The organism is Methylorubrum sp. POS3 (assembly GCF_043352485.1).
Taxonomy (GTDB): Bacteria; Pseudomonadota; Alphaproteobacteria; order Rhizobiales; family Beijerinckiaceae; genus Methylobacterium; species Methylobacterium suomiense.
The window spans coordinates 1076091-1094611 of sequence record NZ_JAPRBT010000001.1; the positions used below are offsets into that span (position 1 = coordinate 1076091).

Here is an 18521-nt window from a genome sequence, read left to right on the forward strand (position 1 = left end):
TGTAGATTTAAATACACACGAGACGGCCATGCCGAAGGTTGAGACCAGCTTCAGGGCCATCATCGACCGCTTGATGGCGGAGGGCTGGGTGAGCGAGGGCGGAACCAAGCACGAAAAGTTCGCCCATGCCGCCAAGCCTGGCATCAAGATCATGGTGCCGCGCCACCGCGTCCTGTCGCCGGGTGTCGCCCGCACTATCGCCAAGGCTGCCGGTTGGCTCTGAGGAGGGAGCGATGGCCCGCTATATCGCACTGATCGACGGGGAGGCGGGCGCCTACGGCGTCGCCTTTCCCGATTGTCCCGGCTGCACCGCCATGGGCGAGACCGTGGACGAGGCTTTGAGCAACGGGGCGGAGGCTCTGCGGGAATGGATGATCGACCGCGTCGCGGCCGGCCTCGCGCCGACCCCTGCGCGCTCCGCCGATGCGATCCTGGCCGATCCGATGGAGTCCGAGATGGTTGAGGGCGCCGTCATGGCGAGCGTGCCGCTGTTCCTCGACGCTGGTCGCGCCGTGCGGGTCAACCTCTCGCTCGATGCGGCAGCCCTCGCCATGATCGACGAGGCGGCGGGCAAACGCGGGCTCACCCGCAGCGCGTTCCTCGTCTCCGCTGCGCGCGACAAGGTACTGGCAGAGGGTTGAAAGCCTGTCGGACAGGCTCATCCCATCCATCCGCTCATCCTGAGGGGCCCGCGTGTTGCGGGTACGTCAGGATGAGGGTGGGGGATTGGAGTTGGCGCAGCATCGCACGGATCTGACCTCGGAAAGGCAGCCGCAGCGGCTCCGAGACGCCTCCCGCAGCTTTCCCTCTGACCTCAATGCGCCGAAGCAGGGGAGGGCGCCTGCATCGGTGCGCGCTCCGCTGCCACCGGACGGCCCGGCTGGCGCCGGGAGAAGGTCAGGATCAGCACCGGCAGCACCAGCAGGATCAGCAGCGGCGCGAGGCACATGCCGCCGACCACCACCAGCGCCAGCGGCTTCTGGACCTGGGAGCCGACGCCCTGCGAGAAGGCAGCGGGCAGGAGGCCGACGCCGGCCACCACGCAGGTCATCACGACGGGCCGCATCTGCGTGTAGCAGGTGCGCAGCATCGCCGGCACGCGCTCGACCCCCGCCGCGATGAGCCCGTTATAGTGGGTGAGCACGATGATGCCGTCCATCACCGCGATGCCCAGCAACGCGATGAAGCCGATCGCCGCCGAGACGCTGAACGAGGTGCCGGTGACGCTGAGGGCGACGATGCCGCCGGCCATGGCCATCGGAATCACGCTGAGCGCGAGCAGCGAGTCGATCACGGACGAGAAGTTCATGAACAGCAGGATCGCGATCAGCCCGATCGCCACCGGCACGGTCACCGAGAGCCGGGCGATGGCGCCCTTCATGTTGTTGAACTCGCCCACCAGCTCCAGCCGGTAGCCCGGCGGCAGCGGCACCTCGGCGGAGACCCGGCGCTGCGCCTCCTCGATGGTGCTGCCGAGATCGCGCCCGCGGACGGAGAACTTGACCGGCAGGTAGCGCTCCTGGCCCTCGCGATAGATGTAGGCGGGGCCGGAGACGAGCTGCACGCTCGCCACCGCACTCAGGGGCAGTTGCACCGGCGGTCCGCCGCCGGGATTCTGGCCGGCGATGCGGAGGTTGGCGATCGCCTCGATGCTCTGCCGGTATTGCGGGGCGAGGCGCACGACGATCGGATAGTGGCGCTCGGAGCCCGGATCGTAGAGATCGCCCGCCGAATCGCCGCCGATGGCGGTGCGCACCGTGGTGTTGATGTCGCCCGGCGTCAGGCCGTAACGGGCGGCCCGCACCCGGTCGACATCGATCTCGATGGTCGGCTGGCCGAGGGACTTGAACACCGCCAGATCCTCGACACCGTGGATCGAGGCCAGCACCTTCTCGACCTGCTTGGCCGTCTCGGTCAGCTTCCGCAGATCGGGCCCGAACAGCTTGAACGAGTTCTCACCCTTGATGCCCGAGACCGCCTCGGCGACGTTGTCCTGGAGGTATTGCGACAGGTTGAACTCGACGCCGGGGAAGGCGGCCTGCAGCTTCTGCAGCATCTCCTCGGTGAGCTTGTCCTTGTCGATGCCGGGGCGCCACTGCTCCAGCGGCTTCATCGGGGCGAAGAACTCGGCGTTGAAGAATCCGGCGGCATCCGTGCCGTCGTCGGGGCGCCCGTGCTGGGAGACGACGCGCTCGACCTCCGGGATCTGGGCGATGATCTTGCGCATCTCGTTGACGTAGCCGTTGCTCTCGCGCAGCGAGATCGTCGCCGGCATGGTCGCGCGGACCCAGAGATTGCCCTCCTCGAGCTTGGGCAGGAACTCCGAGCCCAGATTGCGGGCGGCGACGCCGACCCCCACCGCGATGAGCGCCACGATCGCGACCGTGACGAGGCGGGCGCCGAGGGCGGCGCGCACCGCCGGGCGATAGAGCCGGTCGAGCACGCGCACGAGCAGCGTCTCGGTCTCCTTCACATGGGCGGGCAGCAGGTAGGAGGCGAGCGCGGGCGTGACCGTGAAGGTGGCGATGAGGCCGCCCAGCAGCGCGTAGGCGTAGGTCGTCGCCATCGGCCCGAAGATGTGGCCCTCCACGCCGGTGAGCGTGAAGAGCGGCAGGAAGCCGGTGACGATGATGGCGGCCGCGAAGAAGATCGAGCGGGAGACGTCGCTGGCGGCCAGCGCGATGCGCCCGTCCTTCTCGCCCAGCCCCTGCGGGGGATAGCCGGGGATGCCGTGGCCGGAGAGGCGCCGGAAGATCGCCTCGACCATGATGACGGTGCCGTCGACGATCAGGCCGAAATCGAGCGCGCCGACCGAAAGGAGATTGGCGGATTCGTCGCGCGCCACGAGGATGATGACGGCGAAGAACAGGGCGAAGGGGATGGTGGCGACGACGATCAAGGCCGAGCGGAGGTTGCCGAGGAACAGCCACTGGATCGCCAGGATCAGCAGGATGCCGACCACCATGTTGTGCAGCACGGTGTGCGTCGTCACCGCGATCAGGTCGGCGCGGTCGTAGATGCGCTCGATCTTGACGCCGGGCGGCAGCAGGCCCGCGGCTTCGATCTCGGCGACCTCGGCCTTCACGGCCTCGATCGACGGCGTGCTCTTCTCGCCGCGGCGCATCAGGACGATGCCCTGGACGATGTCGTCCTCGTCGTTCATGCCGGCGATGCCGAGCCGGGGCTGATGGCCGATGGTGACGGTGGCGACATCCTTGACCAGCACCGGCGCGCCGCCGACCTGAGCCAGCACCGTGCCGTTGATGTCGTCGATGTCGCGAATGAGACCGACGGCGCGCACCACCGCCGACTGGCCGCCGATGGCGACGCGGTTGCCGCCGACATTGAGGTTGCTGTCGTTGAGGGTCTTCACCACGCCCGACAGGGTCAGGCCGTAGGCCATCAACCGATCGAGATCGACCGACATCTCGATGGTCTTGGTCTTGCCGCCCCAGCCGATGGCGTCGATCACCCCCGGCACCGAGCGGAAGCGCTTCTTCAGCGTCCATTCCTGGAGCGTGCGCAGGTCGAGCACGCTGTAGCCGGGCGGCGCGGTGAGCTTGTAGCGGAAGATCTCGCCGATCGGGCTCATCGGCGAGATGGTGGGCTTGGCGCCCGCGGGCAGCGGATCGAGCTGCTGAAGACGGTTCAGCACCTGTTGCTCGGCCTGGAGGTAGTCGAACTCGAAGCCGAATTGCAGCTTCACGTCGGACAAGCCGTAGAGCGAGATCGTGCGCACCTGCTTCAGGTTCGGCATCCCCGAGGTGATGAGCTCGATCGGGATGGTGACGTAGCGCTCCATCTCCTCGGCGGAGAGGCCGTCGGTCTGGGTCACGACATCGACGAGGGGCGGCGTGGGGTCGGGATAGGCCTCGATGTTGAGGCTCTGGAAGGCGGCGACGCCCCCGACCACGAAGAGCAGGAAGAACAGGACCACGAGGGGGCGCTGCCGGAGCGCCAGGGCGACGATGCCGTTCATGCCGTTGGTTTCCGAAGCTTATGCCCGAACCTCGCTCCGCGAGGTCGGGCAATCTTTTAGATTCTGGCCTCAATCGCCGGCGCCCGCCTCCGCGGGCTCAGGCTCTCGCTCCGCCGGATGTCTCGGCTGATGCCGAGGGCCGCCTCGCGCGGCGCTCTTCGCACCGTGGGGCCGCTCGCGCGGCACCGGAATCGTCCCATCGTGTCCGCTCTCAGCCGGGATCGACCATTCCGTCGATGAAGAGCGAGCCCTTCGAGATCACCCGTTCGCCGACCGAGAGCCCGTCCGTCACCTCGATGTCGTTGCCGTCGACGAGGCCCGTCTTGATCGCGCGGCTCTCGACCGCGTTGTCGGCCTTCAGCACCCAGACCCGCGCCTTGTCGCCCTCGAAGATCACCGAATGACGGGGAATCGCGCGGGAGACGTTCTCGCGCTCGTTGATGATGTGGACGCTGGCATACATCTCGGGCTTCAGCAGGCCCTTGCTGTTGTCCACCTCGGCCCGCATGTAGATGCGTCGGCTGTTCGGATCGACCGAGGACGAGATGAAGTTGATCCGGCTTTCGAAGGTCTGGTTGGGATAGGCCAGCACCTTGAAGCGGATGCGCTCGCCGAGATCGACCTTGGCCGCGTCGGTCTCGCGCAATTGCGCGATGATCCAGACCTTCGACAGGTCGCCGATGATGTAGGACGGATCGGAGCCGCCGGTGTTGACGTACTGGCCCGGGCCGATCTTGCGCTGGATGATGGTGCCCGACAGCGGCGCGTTGATCGTCGTCTCGGGGTTGATCGCGCCCTTGGTCTGGAGCGCCGTCATGTCGTCGTCGCGAAGGCCCAGGATGCGCAGACGGTTGCGCACCGCCTCCAGGCCGACTTCGGCCGTCTTGGCGTCGTTCTGCGCTGTGGCGAGATCGTTCTGCGCGGTCTGGAGCTCGCGCAACGTCGTGACGCGCGAATCGTAGAGGTCGTGCAGCCGCTTCTCGGTGTTGGTCGCGTAAGAGAGCTGCGAGCGCGCCTTGTTGAGCACGTTGAGGGCGGCCAGGTAGTCGTTCTGTGCCTGGACCATCTCGTTGGCTTGGAGCGAGAACAGCTTGTCGCCCTGGCGCACGCGCTCGCCGGAGCGGGCGAAGATCGAGATCACCCGGCCCGGATAGGGCGAGAAGACCGGGGTGGCCCGGTATTCGTCGACGCCGATCTTCCCCTCGGTGGCGATGTCCTCGAAGAACAGGCGCTGCTCGACCGGCGCGGTGGTGACGGTGGCGAGCTGGGTGGGATTCAGGACGAACCGCCCGTCCGCATTGGCCCCGGCGGTGACGGCGGCGGGCGTCGGCACCGCCGCGTCGACCTCCTTCGGACGACCGTACCAGATTGCGGCTCCCGCGCCCGCGCAGAGCACGAGCGCCACGACGATCTGCGCCGGCCAGCCCATGCGCTTCGGCGTCAAGCTCTCGGCCGTCAGGTTCTCTTCCCCGTGCGATCCGCTCATCGACCCATCATTCCCGGCTGATCCGCCTTGGGGTAGCCGATTCGCTCGGCCATTCGGTTGTGCGCGACCGAAGCTCTCGAATTGCGCCGTTACCGTGGCGACTTGACGGGCGCATGACGACGCCTTTCGCGTCGTGCGATCGACCGAGCCACCGCAGGACGGATATCAGGACATATGAAGCGTTTTCGGACCGTTGACGATCAGTATTGAACCGTCGCACGCAGCCCGAAGACACCGGCATTGCGCAGGCGCCCCCCCTGCGGGTCGCGCGGATTGGCGATGCCGCCGCCCGGATGCAGAATCAGCTGCACGTCCGGCTGCAGGGTGAAACCCGGGACCACGACCGCCTGATAGGTTGCCTCGATCACCGTCTCGGCCCGCCGCCGTGGCATCGGCATGCCGCTGAAGACGATGGCGTCGGTGTCGGACCGGCGCGCGTCGTCGGAGATCCGGGCATGGGCGAGGCTGATGCCGATCGTGTCGTTGTCGCGACCGGGGAACAGGCCCTTATAGGCCAAGCCGGTATCGACATAGGCCGAGATCAGGCTAGAGCGGGTCGGCGACCACGCCGCGCGCACGAAGAAACCCAATCCCTCGTCATCCTTGCCGGTTTCCCGGAAGAGGGTCTGATCGTAGACGGCGTAGATCCCGGCATTGCCGCGCAGGGGGCGGCCGATGCCGGTCGAGTTCGGGTCGGCGAGCGGCAGGCCGGTATTGTCGAAACGCAGGGAATCGAAGCGCCCGAAATGCTGCCAGCCGCCGAGCGTGATGTCGCCGGGCAGGCCCTTGGCGCCGTCCTCGGTGTTGAAGGCGTAGGTCGCCTCCGCGACGATCAAGGCCGGGTCGCGCGTGCGGAAATTGGTGCCGGTGCGGTCGAGGCGCTGGGCTTCCGGGTCGTCCCCGGGCCGGTTGGCCCCGGCCGGATCGCCGTCATAGAGCCCGGCCTGGAGCGAGAAGCCGTTGCCCGGCACGTATTTGGCGCGGATCGCGGGCGCCGCCAGCGGATAGGCCGGGCCGCCGCTCGGCAGGTCGAGCCCGGTGATCGCCGGCCAGCCGAAGGTCGCATTCACGAAGAGCGTCGCGGTCTGGCTGACGAAGAACTCGGTGTCGGCGGCCTGCTGGCCGATGCGGAGGCCGAGCTTGCCGTCGAAGAGCTGCTGGTCGAGCCACAGCACATAGAGGCGCGAGGAAGGGAGCGCCTCGATCACGCTCGTGGTCAGCAGGTTGCCGACATAGTAGCGCGACAGGCCGGTGCCGTGGATGAAATAGGCATTGGCATGCACCGTCGCCCCATCCCAGCCGGCGAGTTTCTGTAGGTCGAGGTTGAGCCGCAGGTTCAGGCGGTCCTGCACGATCGCCCCCTGGCGGATGCCGCCGAAGGCGTTGCCGAGGGTCTCGGCGATGTAGGTCAGGCTGTACTCGATGCCCTTTTCCTTGAGCACCGGCCGCAGGCCGAGCGGATCGCCGAAGGGTCCGAGCGAGGGCTCGATCGAGCGCACGTAGCCCCCGGAGGCTTGGCTCGTGGATTCCGGCTGGGAAACCGAGATGCGCGGATCGCCGCCCGCACCCTCGTAGACGGGTTTGCCGGTCGGTTGCGCCAGGGCCGGACCGGTGACGAGGGCGGCGACGAGGAGAGCAGGAGCCGAACTTCGGAACACGGGGCGAGGCCTCACGGGGAGGGCGACGCGGGAGTCTTACGGAGTGCGGCTCAGAGCTGCCAGAGCGTCAAAACAGGCTGTCGCAGACAGCGCGTCGTCGGCCGCTCTGCGTTGCCGGTTTGCGACACCTGCATGGCCATCGTGAGGTGGAGCCGAAACGAGGGTGTCGGGCGACGTTCTCGGGACGCGTCGCTCTTCGTGTCTTCCACCCCAGACCCTCATCCTGGGGTGCTGCGAAGCCTCCGCTGCGCTCCAGCACTCAGATAAGGGGGAAGGGCTCCCCCCGATCAATCGTCCATCTTCAGCGCGGCGATGAACGCCTCTTGCGGAATCTCCACCCGGCCGAACTGGCGCATGCGCTTCTTGCCTTCCTTCTGCTTGTCCAGAAGCTTGCGCTTGCGCGAGATGTCGCCGCCGTAGCACTTCGCGGTCACGTCCTTGGACAGCGCCCGGATGGTCTCGCGGGCGATGATCTTGCCGCCGATGGCCGCCTGAACCGGGATCTGGAACAGGTGACGCGGGATCAGGTCCTTGAGCTTCTCGCACATGGCGCGGCCGCGGGATTCCGCCCGGGTGCGGTGGACCAGCATCGAGAGGGCATCGACCGGCTCGGCGTTCACGAGGATCGACATCTTCACGAGGTCGCCCTCGCGGTAGTCGGAGACGTGGTAGTCGAACGAGGCGTAGCCCTTCGAGATCGACTTCAGGCGGTCGTAGAAATCGAACACCACCTCGTTGAGCGGCAGATCGTAGACCACCATGGCCCGCTTGCCGACGTAGTTGAGGTCGATCTGGATGCCGCGCCGGTCCTGGCAGAGCTTCAGCACGCCGCCGAGGTAGTCGTCGGGCGTGAGGATGGTGGCGCGGATCCAGGGCTCCTCCACCGTCTCGATCTTCATCGGATCGGGCATGTCGGCGGGGTTGTGCAACTCCTTAAGCTCGCCGTCGCGCATCAGCAGGCGATAGACCACCGACGGGGCCGTCGAGATCAGGTCGAGGTTGAATTCCCGCTCCAGCCGCTCCTGAATGATTTCCAGGTGCAACAGGCCGAGGAAGCCGCAGCGGAAGCCGAAGCCGAGGGCGGCCGAGGTCTCCATCTCGTAGGAGAACGACGCATCGTTGAGGCGCAGCTTGCCCATGGCGCCGCGGAGCGATTCGAAGTCGGCGGCGTCCACGGGGAACAGGCCGCAGAACACCACCGCCTGGACTTCCTTGAAGCCGGCGAGCATCTGCGTGGTCTGGCGCTTGTCCTCGGTGATCGTGTCGCCGACGCGGGTGTCGGCCACTTCCTTGATCGAGCCGGTCAGGAAGCCGACCTCGCCGGGGCCGAGTTCGGCGATGTCGGACATCTTGGGGCGGAACACGCCGATGCGGTCGACGCCGTAGGCGGCGTCCGCGCCCATCATGCGGATGGTCATGCCCTTCTTGAGCACGCCGTCGACGATGCGCACGAGCACCACGACGCCGAGATAGACGTCGTACCAGCTGTCCACCAGCAGTGCCTTGAGGGGCGCGTTGCGGTCCCCCTTGGGCGGCGGCAGCCGGGTGACGATGGCCTCCAGCACCGCCTCGATGTTGAGGCCGGTCTTGGCCGAGATCGGCACCGCCTGCGAGGCGTCGAGGCCGATCACCTCCTCGATCTGCTCCTTCACTCGGTCGGGCTCGGCCGCCGGCAGATCGACCTTGTTGAGGACCGGCACGATCTCGTGGCCGGCATCGAGCGCCTGATAGACGTTGGCGAGGGTCTGCGCCTCGACGCCTTGGCTGGCATCGACCACGAGGAGCGATCCCTCGCAGGCCGCGAGCGACCGCGAGACTTCGTAGGCGAAGTCGACGTGGCCGGGCGTATCCATCAGGTTGAGGATGTAGGTCTTGCCGTCCTCCGCCGGATATTCGAGGCGAACGGTCTGCGCCTTGATGGTGATGCCGCGCTCCTTCTCGATATCCATCGAGTCGAGCATCTGCTCGCTCATGTCGCGCAGGGCCACGGTGCCGGTGGTCTGGATCAATCGATCGGCGAGCGTCGACTTACCGTGGTCGATATGCGCGACGATGGAGAAGTTGCGGATCAGGTCGATGGGCGAGGTGGTCATGGATCTCTCCGGCACGGCGCGGCTCAGCGGGGCTCGCGCGGCGCACGGCAAGGCTGTCGGGAATGGCAGGGCGGGGAATAGCAGCGGCGAGCGGGCGCGCCAAGGCGGGGCGTCGTCGCGGCGTCTCCACCTCGACGAATCTCCAGCGCCCATCCCCGTGAGGCCGTGACCTGAACCGGGCACCGTGCCGGAAAGCGGTCCTTCGCCTCGCCGCTCCTGGGCATGTCCGCCGGGCAGGGTATCGATGCCCCGGAGTTTCCGCTCCGACGCGGTCGGAGCGGAGCGACGTCAGAGATGGGCAATCAGGGCGGAAACCTCGATGGGCTCCACGCCGACGAGCTCGTCCATCGCGCGGCCGACGAGGTCGCGGGCCACCTGGCACCGGCGCAGGGCCTGCGCGCCATCATCCGCCATGAGCCCGTCGAGGGCGGCGGCGAGATCGATGAGGCCGAAGCGGCGCGCCCCGGCGGCGATGGTGGCGGCCTCGGTCCGAAGGGTCGCCGGGTCGGCGAAGGTGGCGTCGAGCAGGGCGAGGAAGCCCCGGAGCGCCCGGCGGGCGCTGTCGCCTCCGAGCGAGGCCGCGAGCCGATCATAGGCAGCCCGGTCGATGACCGGGATCGGGCCGGGCTCGCTCGCCTGGGCCGACCGCTCGACCGGCTTCTCGGCCATCATCACCGCCGGCAGGTGGTCGGCGATCATCCGGCGCATCTGGGCCCGGTCGATGGGCTTGGCGATGTAGCCGTGCATGCCCGAGTCCCGGATCGCCTGCACCTGATCGGGCATGATGTTGGCGGTGAGGGCCAGGATCGGCACGTGGCGGCAGGGATGGGCCATGGCACGGATGCGGCGGGTGGCCGTGAGCCCATCCATGCCGGGCATCTGCACATCCATCAGGACGAGGTCGTAGACCCGTCTCTGCACCGCCTCCAGGGCGGCCGCGCCGTCGTCGACCACGTCGACCCGGCAACCATCCTGTTCGAGGAGGCGGCAGGTCAGCTCCTGGTTGATCGAGTGGTCCTCGACCAGCAGGATCTGGGCGCCGGCGATGTTCGCGCGGGCGGCGGGGAGGACGACCGAGGCTGCGGTGGTGGACGACGCTTGGACCTCCGGCCGTTCAGCGGCGGGCGCGGTCGGTTCGAGCGGCCCGGCGACGGCCTCCGGCGCGGCGAGGGGCGGAGCGATCTCGGCGACGGGCAGGCGCAGGCTGAAGCGATAGCTCGACGATTCCCCCGCGATCGACATCGTCTCCAGCCGCCCGCCCATCCGGGCGATGAGGCGCCCGGCGATGGCGAGGCCGAGACCGTCCCGTTCGGTCGGGCGGGCATGGCCGCCGCTCCCGGTCACGGCGAAGCTGATCCGGTTCTCCTCGCCGTGCGGGGCATAGAGCGAGAGGGTGACGAGGCCGCCTTGGCGCTCGCGCAGGTTGACGTTGAGTAGGTTGAGAAGCGTTTGGCGCAGGCGCCGCGCATCGCCGCGCACCGCCTTCGGCAGGGTCGGGTCGATGCTGAGCCCCAGCGTCAGGCCCTTCTCGGCCGCCGTGGGCCGGACGAAGGCCGTCACGCTCTCGATCGTCTCGACGAGCCCGAACGGCTCTTCCCGGAGCTGGAAATCGCCGGATTCGATCCGGGCGAAATCGAGGATGTCGTCCACCGCCGTCAGCATCGTCCCGGTGGCCTCGCTCACCAGGGAGAGGCAGCGTGCCTGGTCGCCGCTCAGGGGACCGCTCGCACCGAGAAGCTCGGTATAGCCGCGGATGGTGGCCAGCGGCGTACGGATCTCGTGGCTCACCATCGCCAGGAATTCCGACTTCGCCCGGCTGGCATTCTCGGCCTTCGCCTTGGCAAGCTCGGCCATGTCGCAGGCGATGCGGAGTTCGTCGGCCTGCTGCAGGCGCGCGGTCACGTCCCGCATCACCGCGATGGCCAGGGGCTCGCCCGGTGCCGCCCCGGCGATGCGGCTGCTCACGCATTCGAGCCAGAGCCAGTGGCCGTCGCGGTGGCGGACACGGAACAGGCCGGTGGCCGGGGATTGCCCCTCGGCCAGGGCGGCGCGCATCTCGTCCACGACCCGGCCATCCTCCGGATGCACGACGGCCGTGGGTGTGAGAGTGGCGCAGGCCGCCTCGTCGTAGCCGAGCATCCGTTCGAAGGAGGGCGACACGTCGACGATCGAACAGGCCTCGCCGCCGAACAGGACGATGATGTCGCCGGCATTGTCGGCCAGCATCCGGAAGCGGTTCTGGGTCGATTCGGCCCGCGCGGCCAAAGCCGCCTGCGCGGCGTCGAGGGTGGCGCGCTGCTCGGACAGGGTGCGCGAGGCCGAGGCCAGGGCATGCTCGATGACGTGGATCTCGCGGATCGCGCAATCCTGGGCCGTCACGATCTCACCCCGCCCGATCGCTTCGGCCTTTCCGGCGAGCCGGGCGGCGGCCCCGGCGAGGCGGCGGGCCATGCCGAGGGCGAACCAGCCGCCGAGTCCGATCAGGGCCAGGGCGACGATCAGGAGCAGCAGCAGCGAGCGCTTGAGCGGCGCCTCCAGCGCATCCCGCGCGACCCCGGCCGTGAAGCGCCATTCGGACAGGCGCGAGGTGCCGTCGATCCGCAGCACGCCGCCGGTGCCCGCATCCGCGGTCGAGGCGGGAGTGGCGCGGTCCGCGCCCTGATCCGCCGGGTCACTCTGCCCGATCTGAGCCACGACGGTGCCGTCGCGGTCGCGGACGCTCGCCCAGTAGGGGGCGGCGATGTGAGGGTTGCGGATCAGCGCCTCGAAATGCTCGGCGAGCGTCACCAGGGCGACCGTCTTCACGATCACGCCGTCGCGGATCACCGGGGCGACGACTTCGACGATCGGACGCCCGGTCAGGCTACTGACGCTCCGGCCGGAGATCACCGGCCGGCGGGTCGCCAGGAGTTGCGCGAGCAGTTCCGGCTGCGCCATGGTCGGCAGCGCCGTGTCGTCGGGGGCACGGGTGTTGACGAGCTGGCGTCCATCCAGCTCGGCGAGGGTCACGGTCGTGTCGTCGGGCCCGACGCTGGCCAGAGCCTGGGATCGGAACGCGCGCAGATCCGGGCCGTCGATCGCGGGCGAGGCCGCCAGGGTCCGGGCGATGGCCTCCATCCGGGCGAGATCGTGATCGATCCGGTCGCGGATGCCGTCGCCGATCAGCGCGAGGGTATGGCTCACGCGCTCCTGCTCGCTCGCCATGTACCAATGGGTGGCGACGATCGCGACGGCCACCGGGGGCACCATCAGCGTCAGCACGAAGCGTGCAAAGGACACGATCAGCGGTCGAGAGCGCATACCTCCGGTCATCACGCGGCCACGCCATCCCTCATTGCGATCCGGAGGCGCTTCTACCCGAGCAGCCGTTAACGCTTCGCCCTCCGGTGGTGGAGGCCCGCCCCGATGACAGCCCGGAGCGCGCGTGGAGCGTATTCAGGCCGGTTTCAGGCCCGCCCGGACGCTGTCCTTCGCGGCCCCCAATCACCCAAGGTTGCGACATCGCCGGGCGCGAGGCGCTCGTCGAGGGCCGGCAGGCCGGGATGCTCCGGACCCTCCGCGATGCCGGCGGCGGCGAGCGCCCGCGCCACCGCCGGATCGGCGCGCATCGCGGCGAGGCGCGCCCGGTCGAGGCCGACGAGGCGACCCTGCTCGAAGCGAGCGAAGACCCGCCCGCTGTCGTGCTCGGCGAAGCGCACCACCGCGAGCCGGCGCAGGATCGCCCGGAGGAAGGCCGCGTCGCGCTCCGGTTCCGCCCCGGCACCGCGATAGACTTGCGCCGGCGCGCGAGCCCCGATGTCGATCCGGCGGTAGCGCTCGATCGCCATCAGGGCGCTGGCGTCGAGGATCGTCATCTCGCCGTTCTGGCCGAAGGCGATGGTCGATGGCCGGGCGCCCTTCGGCACGCCGTTGTCGAGGAACTCGTAGAACACCGCCCGGTCGCGGCGCAGCGCCCAGGTGAAGAACAGCCGCGGCATGCCGGTGAAGGCTTCGACATTGTGGGCGAGCAGATCCTCCACCGCCTTGTAGCGCCCGAATTCCTCACCCCGCTTCCAGGCCCGCTCCACCGTCTCCTCCGGCGGCGTGACCATGAATTGCAGGTAGACGCTCTGCCCGAACCGCGTCAGCAACTGGCCGGTGCCATCGCCGTTCGGCTCAGTCGAGAAGCTGTCGAAGCGGAAGCGGTCGATCAGGAGATGCGAGAGGCGGCCCGCCGCCGCCTTGGCGGTGATGTGCCGGTCGAGCTTGGCATCAACGATCTCGACCTCGTGCCCGGCGAGCGGCCCGGCATAGCGGCGCTGGGGGCCGAGGCTGTCGTAGTCGAGCAGGAACTTTCGCCAGACATCCGGCGTGACGACGGCGAAATCGGACCAGCCCGCCCCGATCCGTCCGGCGAGGTCGCGCTGGTAGGGGCGGATCGTGCTCTTGCCCGAAGCCGAGGCGCCCTTCACCGTCATGACCACCGGCTCGGCCTGGGGGGCGAGCCGGCGGTAGCCGTGGGCCTGCGCCACCGCCGTCACCCAGGGGTCGATCAGGGCGCCGATGCGCCGGCTGCCCTCGCGGTTGGCCACCAGGATCAGGGCCAGGCGCGCGAGCAGGGCGCGATCGCGGATCAAGGTTCCCTGCCGGGCGATCACCGCGGAGACGACGGTTCGGAGGGCATCCCGCACCGCGCCCTCCGGCCCGTCCGCCTCGCAGGGCGTCTCGCGCCGGGCGTCGAGCCGGGCGAGCGCCCGGGCCTGCCAATCGCCCGGATGCGGCGGAAGGCTGGGCTTCGGCGGCAGCAGGCCGAGCAGGCGGCGGGGCGGGGGCGGTTCCGGCGGCTCGTCGAGGAGAATCGACAATTCCTCGGCCAGGCGCGAGGCGGCCTCCGACCGTACCGTGTCGAGACAGGCCTCCACCTCCGCCATGCGCGGGGCCACGCCCTCGCGCAGGAGGGTGGCGACCATGGCGCGGAAATTGACGCCGAGATCGGCGTAGACCTCGCCGACCGGCACCGACAGGTCGGCCATCACCCGGATCAGGATCTCGTGCACCGCCAGGCGCTCGGCCCGGAAAGGGGCGAGCCGCGTCGGGGGCAGGCCGCTGAGATCGGACAATTCCAGGATCTCGGGGAGCGGCAGCGCAACGTTCTCGGGCCGGAACAGCGTGGCGAGCGGCATCAGCGACCGCGGCAGGCCGGGTTCGAGGCCGGGATTCCAGGCGTGGAAGGCGCTCTCGGCCTCCTGCTCACTCACGGGCGCGGGGGAGGCCATCGCGGGTCCGCCGCGCCGCCGGGGTCAGGCCGCCGAGGCGTTGTCGATCGCCTCGAAGCGGATCTGGTAGCGGTCGCCCCACAGCGTGTCGGCCCGCTCGATCCAGGCGGCGTCAAAGAAGAGCTTGGCGCAGAAGGTGCTCTTGAAGATGCAGACCGCGATGATCCGCTCGTCGAGCACGCGGAGATGGCGGCTCTCGAGGCCCGCAGCGATGCCGAGGCGGGGCAGCATGTCGACGCTCGACATCCCGAACTCGTTCTCGCCGGGGAAGACGATCGGGCATTCGACGACGGTCAGGTGCTTCATCTCGGGAGCCTGCTGCGGCGGGGGGACAGGGGGCGAGGCAATGTCGGTCATGAAGCGGCTCCGGCAGGTTCGCCCGCGCAGTCCCAGATGCTCAGGATGGCACTGATGCGGCAGGATTCCATCAGGGCGATGTGATCGACCTGCCGGTCGCAGAAGGCGCGCATGCGCTCCTGAGGGGAAGCGCCGATATCGACGGCGGGGAAATCGTGGTCGGTGATGAGCCAGACGCTGCGACCATAGACATCCGGCCCTTCGGCGGCGACCGCCCGGAAGATGTCGCGCTGGGTGAGAAGGCCCGTGACCGGCGCATCCGCCGCCGCGCCCTCGACCACGACCACGGCGCCGACGCCCGGCTCGGCGAGCAGCTGCATCGCCTCCGCCACCGAGCGGTCGCGGTGAAGGGTGCGGATGCGGGCGTTCCGGCCGAGGGCCACCCCTCCATCCGGGCAATCTGCAGCGTGGCGCATCGATGCCGACACGGCGCTCCTCCGATCCGGGCGCTCTGGCGGCGTCCCTGACGGGAAACTGGTATACAGAATACCTGTTGTCAATTCTGGATTTTGAATTATGGTGCCGGTCAGCGGGGTGCTACGATTGAGCCTGATGCTTAATCCGCGTCTCGCTGAATTAACTTGCCGGCCACCCACCCGTGCCCGCATGCCCTCTCCACGAGGACCGTGTTGCGCCGGCCCGTGGCCGAAGAAGCCCGGACAACCGGGCAATGCCTCTGGAGAGACGTCCATGTCCACCCTCACAGCGACACCCGTATCCCCACCCGTGAACCGCTGGCTTCAGCTCGTTCTCGGCGTCGTCTGCATGTGCATGATCGCCAACATGCAGTACGGCTGGACGTTCTTCGTCAACCCGATCCAGGAGCGGCACGGCTGGGACCGCGCCGCGATCCAGGTCGCCTTCACGATCTTCGTCGTCACCGAGACCTGGCTGGTGCCGATCGAGGGCTGGTTCGTCGACAAGTACGGCCCGCGGATCGTCACCCTCGTCGGCGGCCTGCTTTGCGGGCTCGCCTGGGTGATCAACGCCTATGCCGACTCCCTGTTCATGCTCTATGTCGGCGCCGCCATCGGCGGAACCGGCGCGGGCGCGGTCTACGGCACCTGTGTCGGCAACTCGCTCAAATGGTTCCCGGACCGCCGCGGCCTCGCCGCCGGCCTCACCGCCATGGGCTTCGGCGCGGGTTCGGCGCTGACCGTGGTGCCGATCCAGGCGGTCATTCACCATTACAGCTACGAGCACGCCTTCTTCTGGTTCGGCCTCGGCCAGGGCCTCGTGGTGATGGCGGTGGCGCTCCTCCTGTCCGCACCGAAGAAGGGTGACGTGCCCGCAATCGCCCGCGTCAGCCAGAGCCGGCGCGACTACGCCCCGTCCGAGATGGTGCGCACGCCGATCTTCTGGGTGATGTACGCGATGTTCGTCATGATGGCCGCCGGCGGCCTGATGGCGACCGCTCAGCTCGGCCCCATCGCCAAAGACTTCCACATCGCCGACACCCCCGTGAGCCTCCTCGGCATCACCCTGCCGGCGCTGACCTTCGCCGCCACCATCGATCGGGTGCTCAACGGCGTGACCCGGCCTCTGTTCGGCTGGATCTCCGACCATATCGGCCGCGAGAACACGATGTTCCTTTCCTTCGGCATCGAGGGCATCGGCATCTACATGCTGAGCCAGTTCGGCCAGGACCCGTTCATGTTCGTGATCCTGACCGGCCTCGTGTTCTTCGCCTGGGGTGAGATCTACTCGCTGTTCCCGGCGACCTGCGGCGATACCTTCGGCTCGAAATATGCCGCGACCAATGCGGGCCTGCTCTACACGGCCAAGGGCACCGCGGCGCTGATCGTGCCCTATACCAGCATCCTCACCACGATGACCGGATCCTGGCACGCGGTGTTCCTGGCGGCGGCCGCCCTCAACATCCTGGCGGCCCTGATGGCGATCTTCGTCCTCAAGCCGATGCGCCAGGGCTACACCAAGGCGCAGGCCGCCGGCGAGGCCGAGGTGAAGACGGCCACCGCCCACTGACACGTTCCCGGCCGGCACCCGCCGGCCGGACCTGAGGAGCGCGCCGCGGCGACAGACGCCCGGCGCGCTTTTTCGTGCGCGACGCGGGCAGGGTCGCGCAGGCGTAGGCCGTGCCTTCGCCCCGACCCGCCGCGCCGCGTTCGGTCGGGCGTCGAAATCGACGACCGGACGATCACGCGCGGTTGTCGATCTCCGCGACGCCGCTGCTGCGATCGGCATAGGCCGAGAGGAATGCCGGCCGGGTCAGCCAGCGCTGCCAGAAGGCAGCGAGATGCTCGAAGCGCTCGTCGAGGGGCATCGCGTTGACGGGGAACTTCGAGAACGCGATCGCCGTCGCCAGGGTGATGTCCGAGAATGTCGGCTGATCGCCGCCCAGCAGCCACGCGCGGCCGTCGGCGAGATGCCGATCGACGAGACCCGCATGCGCCAGAGCCACCTTGCGCGAATGCTCGCCCCAGGCGGGGTTGTGGGTCAGTTCGAGCTTCGGGCCCAAACCCTGATGCTGGACATGGAAGGCGGTGACGATGGGATACAGGATGTGCACCCACACCCGGCTGTCCCACATCTGATCCAGGCCGCGCTCATGCGCCGTCGCGCCCATGATCTTGCGGCCTTCGAACGTGTCGTCGAGGTATCGGGTGATGGCGGTGGTCTCGCTGAGGTAGGAACCGTCGGCGAGCGCGAGGGTCGGCGTCTCGCCCCAAGGGTTCATCTTCAGGTGTCTCCATCCCCGCTGCTCGCCGACCGGCGACATATCGTAGATCGTCTCGTCGAAGTGATCGGCGATGCCCTTCTCGTGCATGAAGAGCCGCAAGCGCTGCGGATTCGGGAAGGCCGAGGGAGAGGTGAACAGCTTGAGCTTGTCGGACATCGTCGTCTCGCTTTCCGCAGATTCCACCTGTCTGTCAGATGGCAGGTGCGGGCTACGACCCATGCCTTGTGACGTCAACCCCTGTCTGCCATATGGCAGACGGAGGTTGCGATGGCAGCGACGCTGAAAGGCAATGTCAGGGAAGCGATCCTCGCGGCCGCGCGGGAAGCCGCGATGGCTTACGGCTATGGCGGTTTGAACTTTCGCGACCTCGCCGGGGCCGTCGGCATCAAGGCCGCGAGCATAAATTACTACTTCCCCAACAAGGCTCTCCTCGGTGAGGCGGTGGCACGCCGCTATTGGGAAGACATTGCCCGCGATCTCGAGGCGATTTCGGCTAACGCTCCGAGCCCTATTGAGGCACTGAAGAAGTATCCCGGGATCTTTCGGCTCTCGCTGGAGCGCAGCAACCGGATCTGCCTCAGCAGCTTCATGGCTGCGGAATACGACGAATTGCCCGAGCCGGTGCTGAAGGAAGTGCAGGCCTTCGCCGACGTCAACACGGCATGGCTGTGCGGGCAACTGGTCGCCGCGCGACTGGTCGAACCGACCGACGGCGAGTCGCAGGCCCGTGCCATCTATGCCGCTGTCGCCGGGGCCCAGATCGTCGCCCGAAGCCGCTCGGACATCCACCTGTTCGACACGTTGATCCAGAGCTATCGCGCGGCGGGGTTGCTCCCGAACTGACCGGATTCATCTGCCCGATCCTGCGTTTCAGACGGTCTCCGCTGCGCCGACGGCGCGACACGACCAAGCTCGGCCGTCGCATGCCGTCTGACGTTCCCGACGGTCGCAAGGACTCGCGGGCCTGCGTCCTCCTTCCGGACTTTCCGAGA

At 68.4% G+C, this 18521-nt stretch carries 13 protein-coding genes; 4 read left to right on the forward strand and 9 right to left on the reverse strand.

Features of this window, described 5'->3' with window-relative positions; all coding sequences use genetic code 11:
- The first annotated feature begins 28 nt into the window (after window positions 1–28).
- Both OWC43_RS05045 and OWC43_RS05050 read left to right on the forward strand, forming a co-directional pair.
- Complete coding sequence (locus OWC43_RS05045) at window positions 29–223, forward strand: hypothetical protein (RefSeq protein WP_393955929.1); 195 nt, start codon at window positions 29–31, stop codon at window positions 221–223.
- Window positions 224–233: 10 nt separating this feature from the next.
- Complete coding sequence (locus OWC43_RS05050; RefSeq protein ID WP_393955930.1) at window positions 234–641, forward strand: type II toxin-antitoxin system HicB family antitoxin; 408 nt, start codon at window positions 234–236, stop codon at window positions 639–641.
- Between the two features lie 173 nt (window positions 642–814).
- On the opposite strand, the gene OWC43_RS05055 is transcribed toward OWC43_RS05050, so the two are convergent.
- The 8 genes from OWC43_RS05055 to OWC43_RS05090 all read right to left on the reverse strand — a co-directional run bounded on the left by OWC43_RS05055 (window position 815) and on the right by OWC43_RS05090 (window position 15211).
- Window positions 815–3979 (reverse strand): efflux RND transporter permease subunit, encoded by a 3165-nt coding sequence (locus tag OWC43_RS05055; RefSeq protein ID WP_393955931.1) that lies wholly within the window; start codon window positions 3977–3979, stop codon window positions 815–817.
- Window positions 3980–4190: 211 nt separating this feature from the next.
- Window positions 4191–5465, reverse strand: coding sequence for an efflux RND transporter periplasmic adaptor subunit (locus OWC43_RS05060; RefSeq protein WP_393955932.1), 1275 nt, complete (start codon window positions 5463–5465; stop codon window positions 4191–4193).
- 200 nt (window positions 5466–5665) lie between these two features.
- Window positions 5666–7123, reverse strand: a complete 1458-nt coding sequence (locus OWC43_RS05065; RefSeq protein ID WP_393955933.1) for a carbohydrate porin — start codon at window positions 7121–7123, stop codon at window positions 5666–5668.
- A gap of 287 nt (window positions 7124–7410) precedes the next feature.
- Window positions 7411–9216 carry a translation elongation factor 4 gene (gene lepA, locus OWC43_RS05070; RefSeq protein ID WP_137827587.1) on the reverse strand — a complete coding sequence of 602 codons (1806 nt, stop codon included), beginning with the start codon at window positions 9214–9216 and terminating at the stop codon, window positions 7411–7413.
- Window positions 9217–9504: 288 nt separating this feature from the next.
- The gene (locus tag OWC43_RS05075; protein ID WP_393955934.1) at window positions 9505–12495 is read right to left on the reverse strand and encodes a response regulator; all 2991 of its coding nucleotides are present in this window, start codon (window positions 12493–12495) and stop codon (window positions 9505–9507) included.
- Between the two features lie 167 nt (window positions 12496–12662).
- Window positions 12663–14471, reverse strand: coding sequence for a hypothetical protein (locus OWC43_RS05080; RefSeq protein ID WP_393955935.1), 1809 nt, complete (start codon window positions 14469–14471; stop codon window positions 12663–12665).
- A 24-nt stretch (window positions 14472–14495) separates the two neighbouring features.
- Complete coding sequence (locus OWC43_RS05085; protein WP_137827613.1) at window positions 14496–14777, reverse strand: hypothetical protein; 282 nt, start codon at window positions 14775–14777, stop codon at window positions 14496–14498.
- Window positions 14778–14824: 47 nt separating this feature from the next.
- A complete protein-coding gene (locus tag OWC43_RS05090) occupies window positions 14825–15211 on the reverse strand; it encodes a CBS domain-containing protein (protein WP_238307927.1) in 387 nt (128 codons plus the stop codon).
- A gap of 307 nt (window positions 15212–15518) precedes the next feature.
- Here OWC43_RS05090 and oxlT point away from each other — a divergent pair, with 307 nt between their 5' ends.
- Entirely contained in the window at window positions 15519–16814 is a 1296-nt protein-coding gene (gene oxlT, locus OWC43_RS05095; protein ID WP_393955936.1) for an oxalate/formate MFS antiporter, read from the forward strand.
- 172 nt (window positions 16815–16986) lie between these two features.
- Here the strand turns inward: oxlT and OWC43_RS05100 are convergent, their stop codons facing one another.
- A complete protein-coding gene (locus tag OWC43_RS05100) occupies window positions 16987–17685 on the reverse strand; it encodes a glutathione S-transferase family protein (protein ID WP_393955937.1) in 699 nt (232 codons plus the stop codon).
- Between the two features lie 111 nt (window positions 17686–17796).
- On the opposite strand from OWC43_RS05100, the gene OWC43_RS05105 reads away from it, so the two are divergent.
- Entirely contained in the window at window positions 17797–18372 is a 576-nt protein-coding gene (locus OWC43_RS05105) for a TetR/AcrR family transcriptional regulator (protein ID WP_393955938.1), read from the forward strand.
- The last annotated feature ends 149 nt before the right edge of the window (window positions 18373–18521 follow it).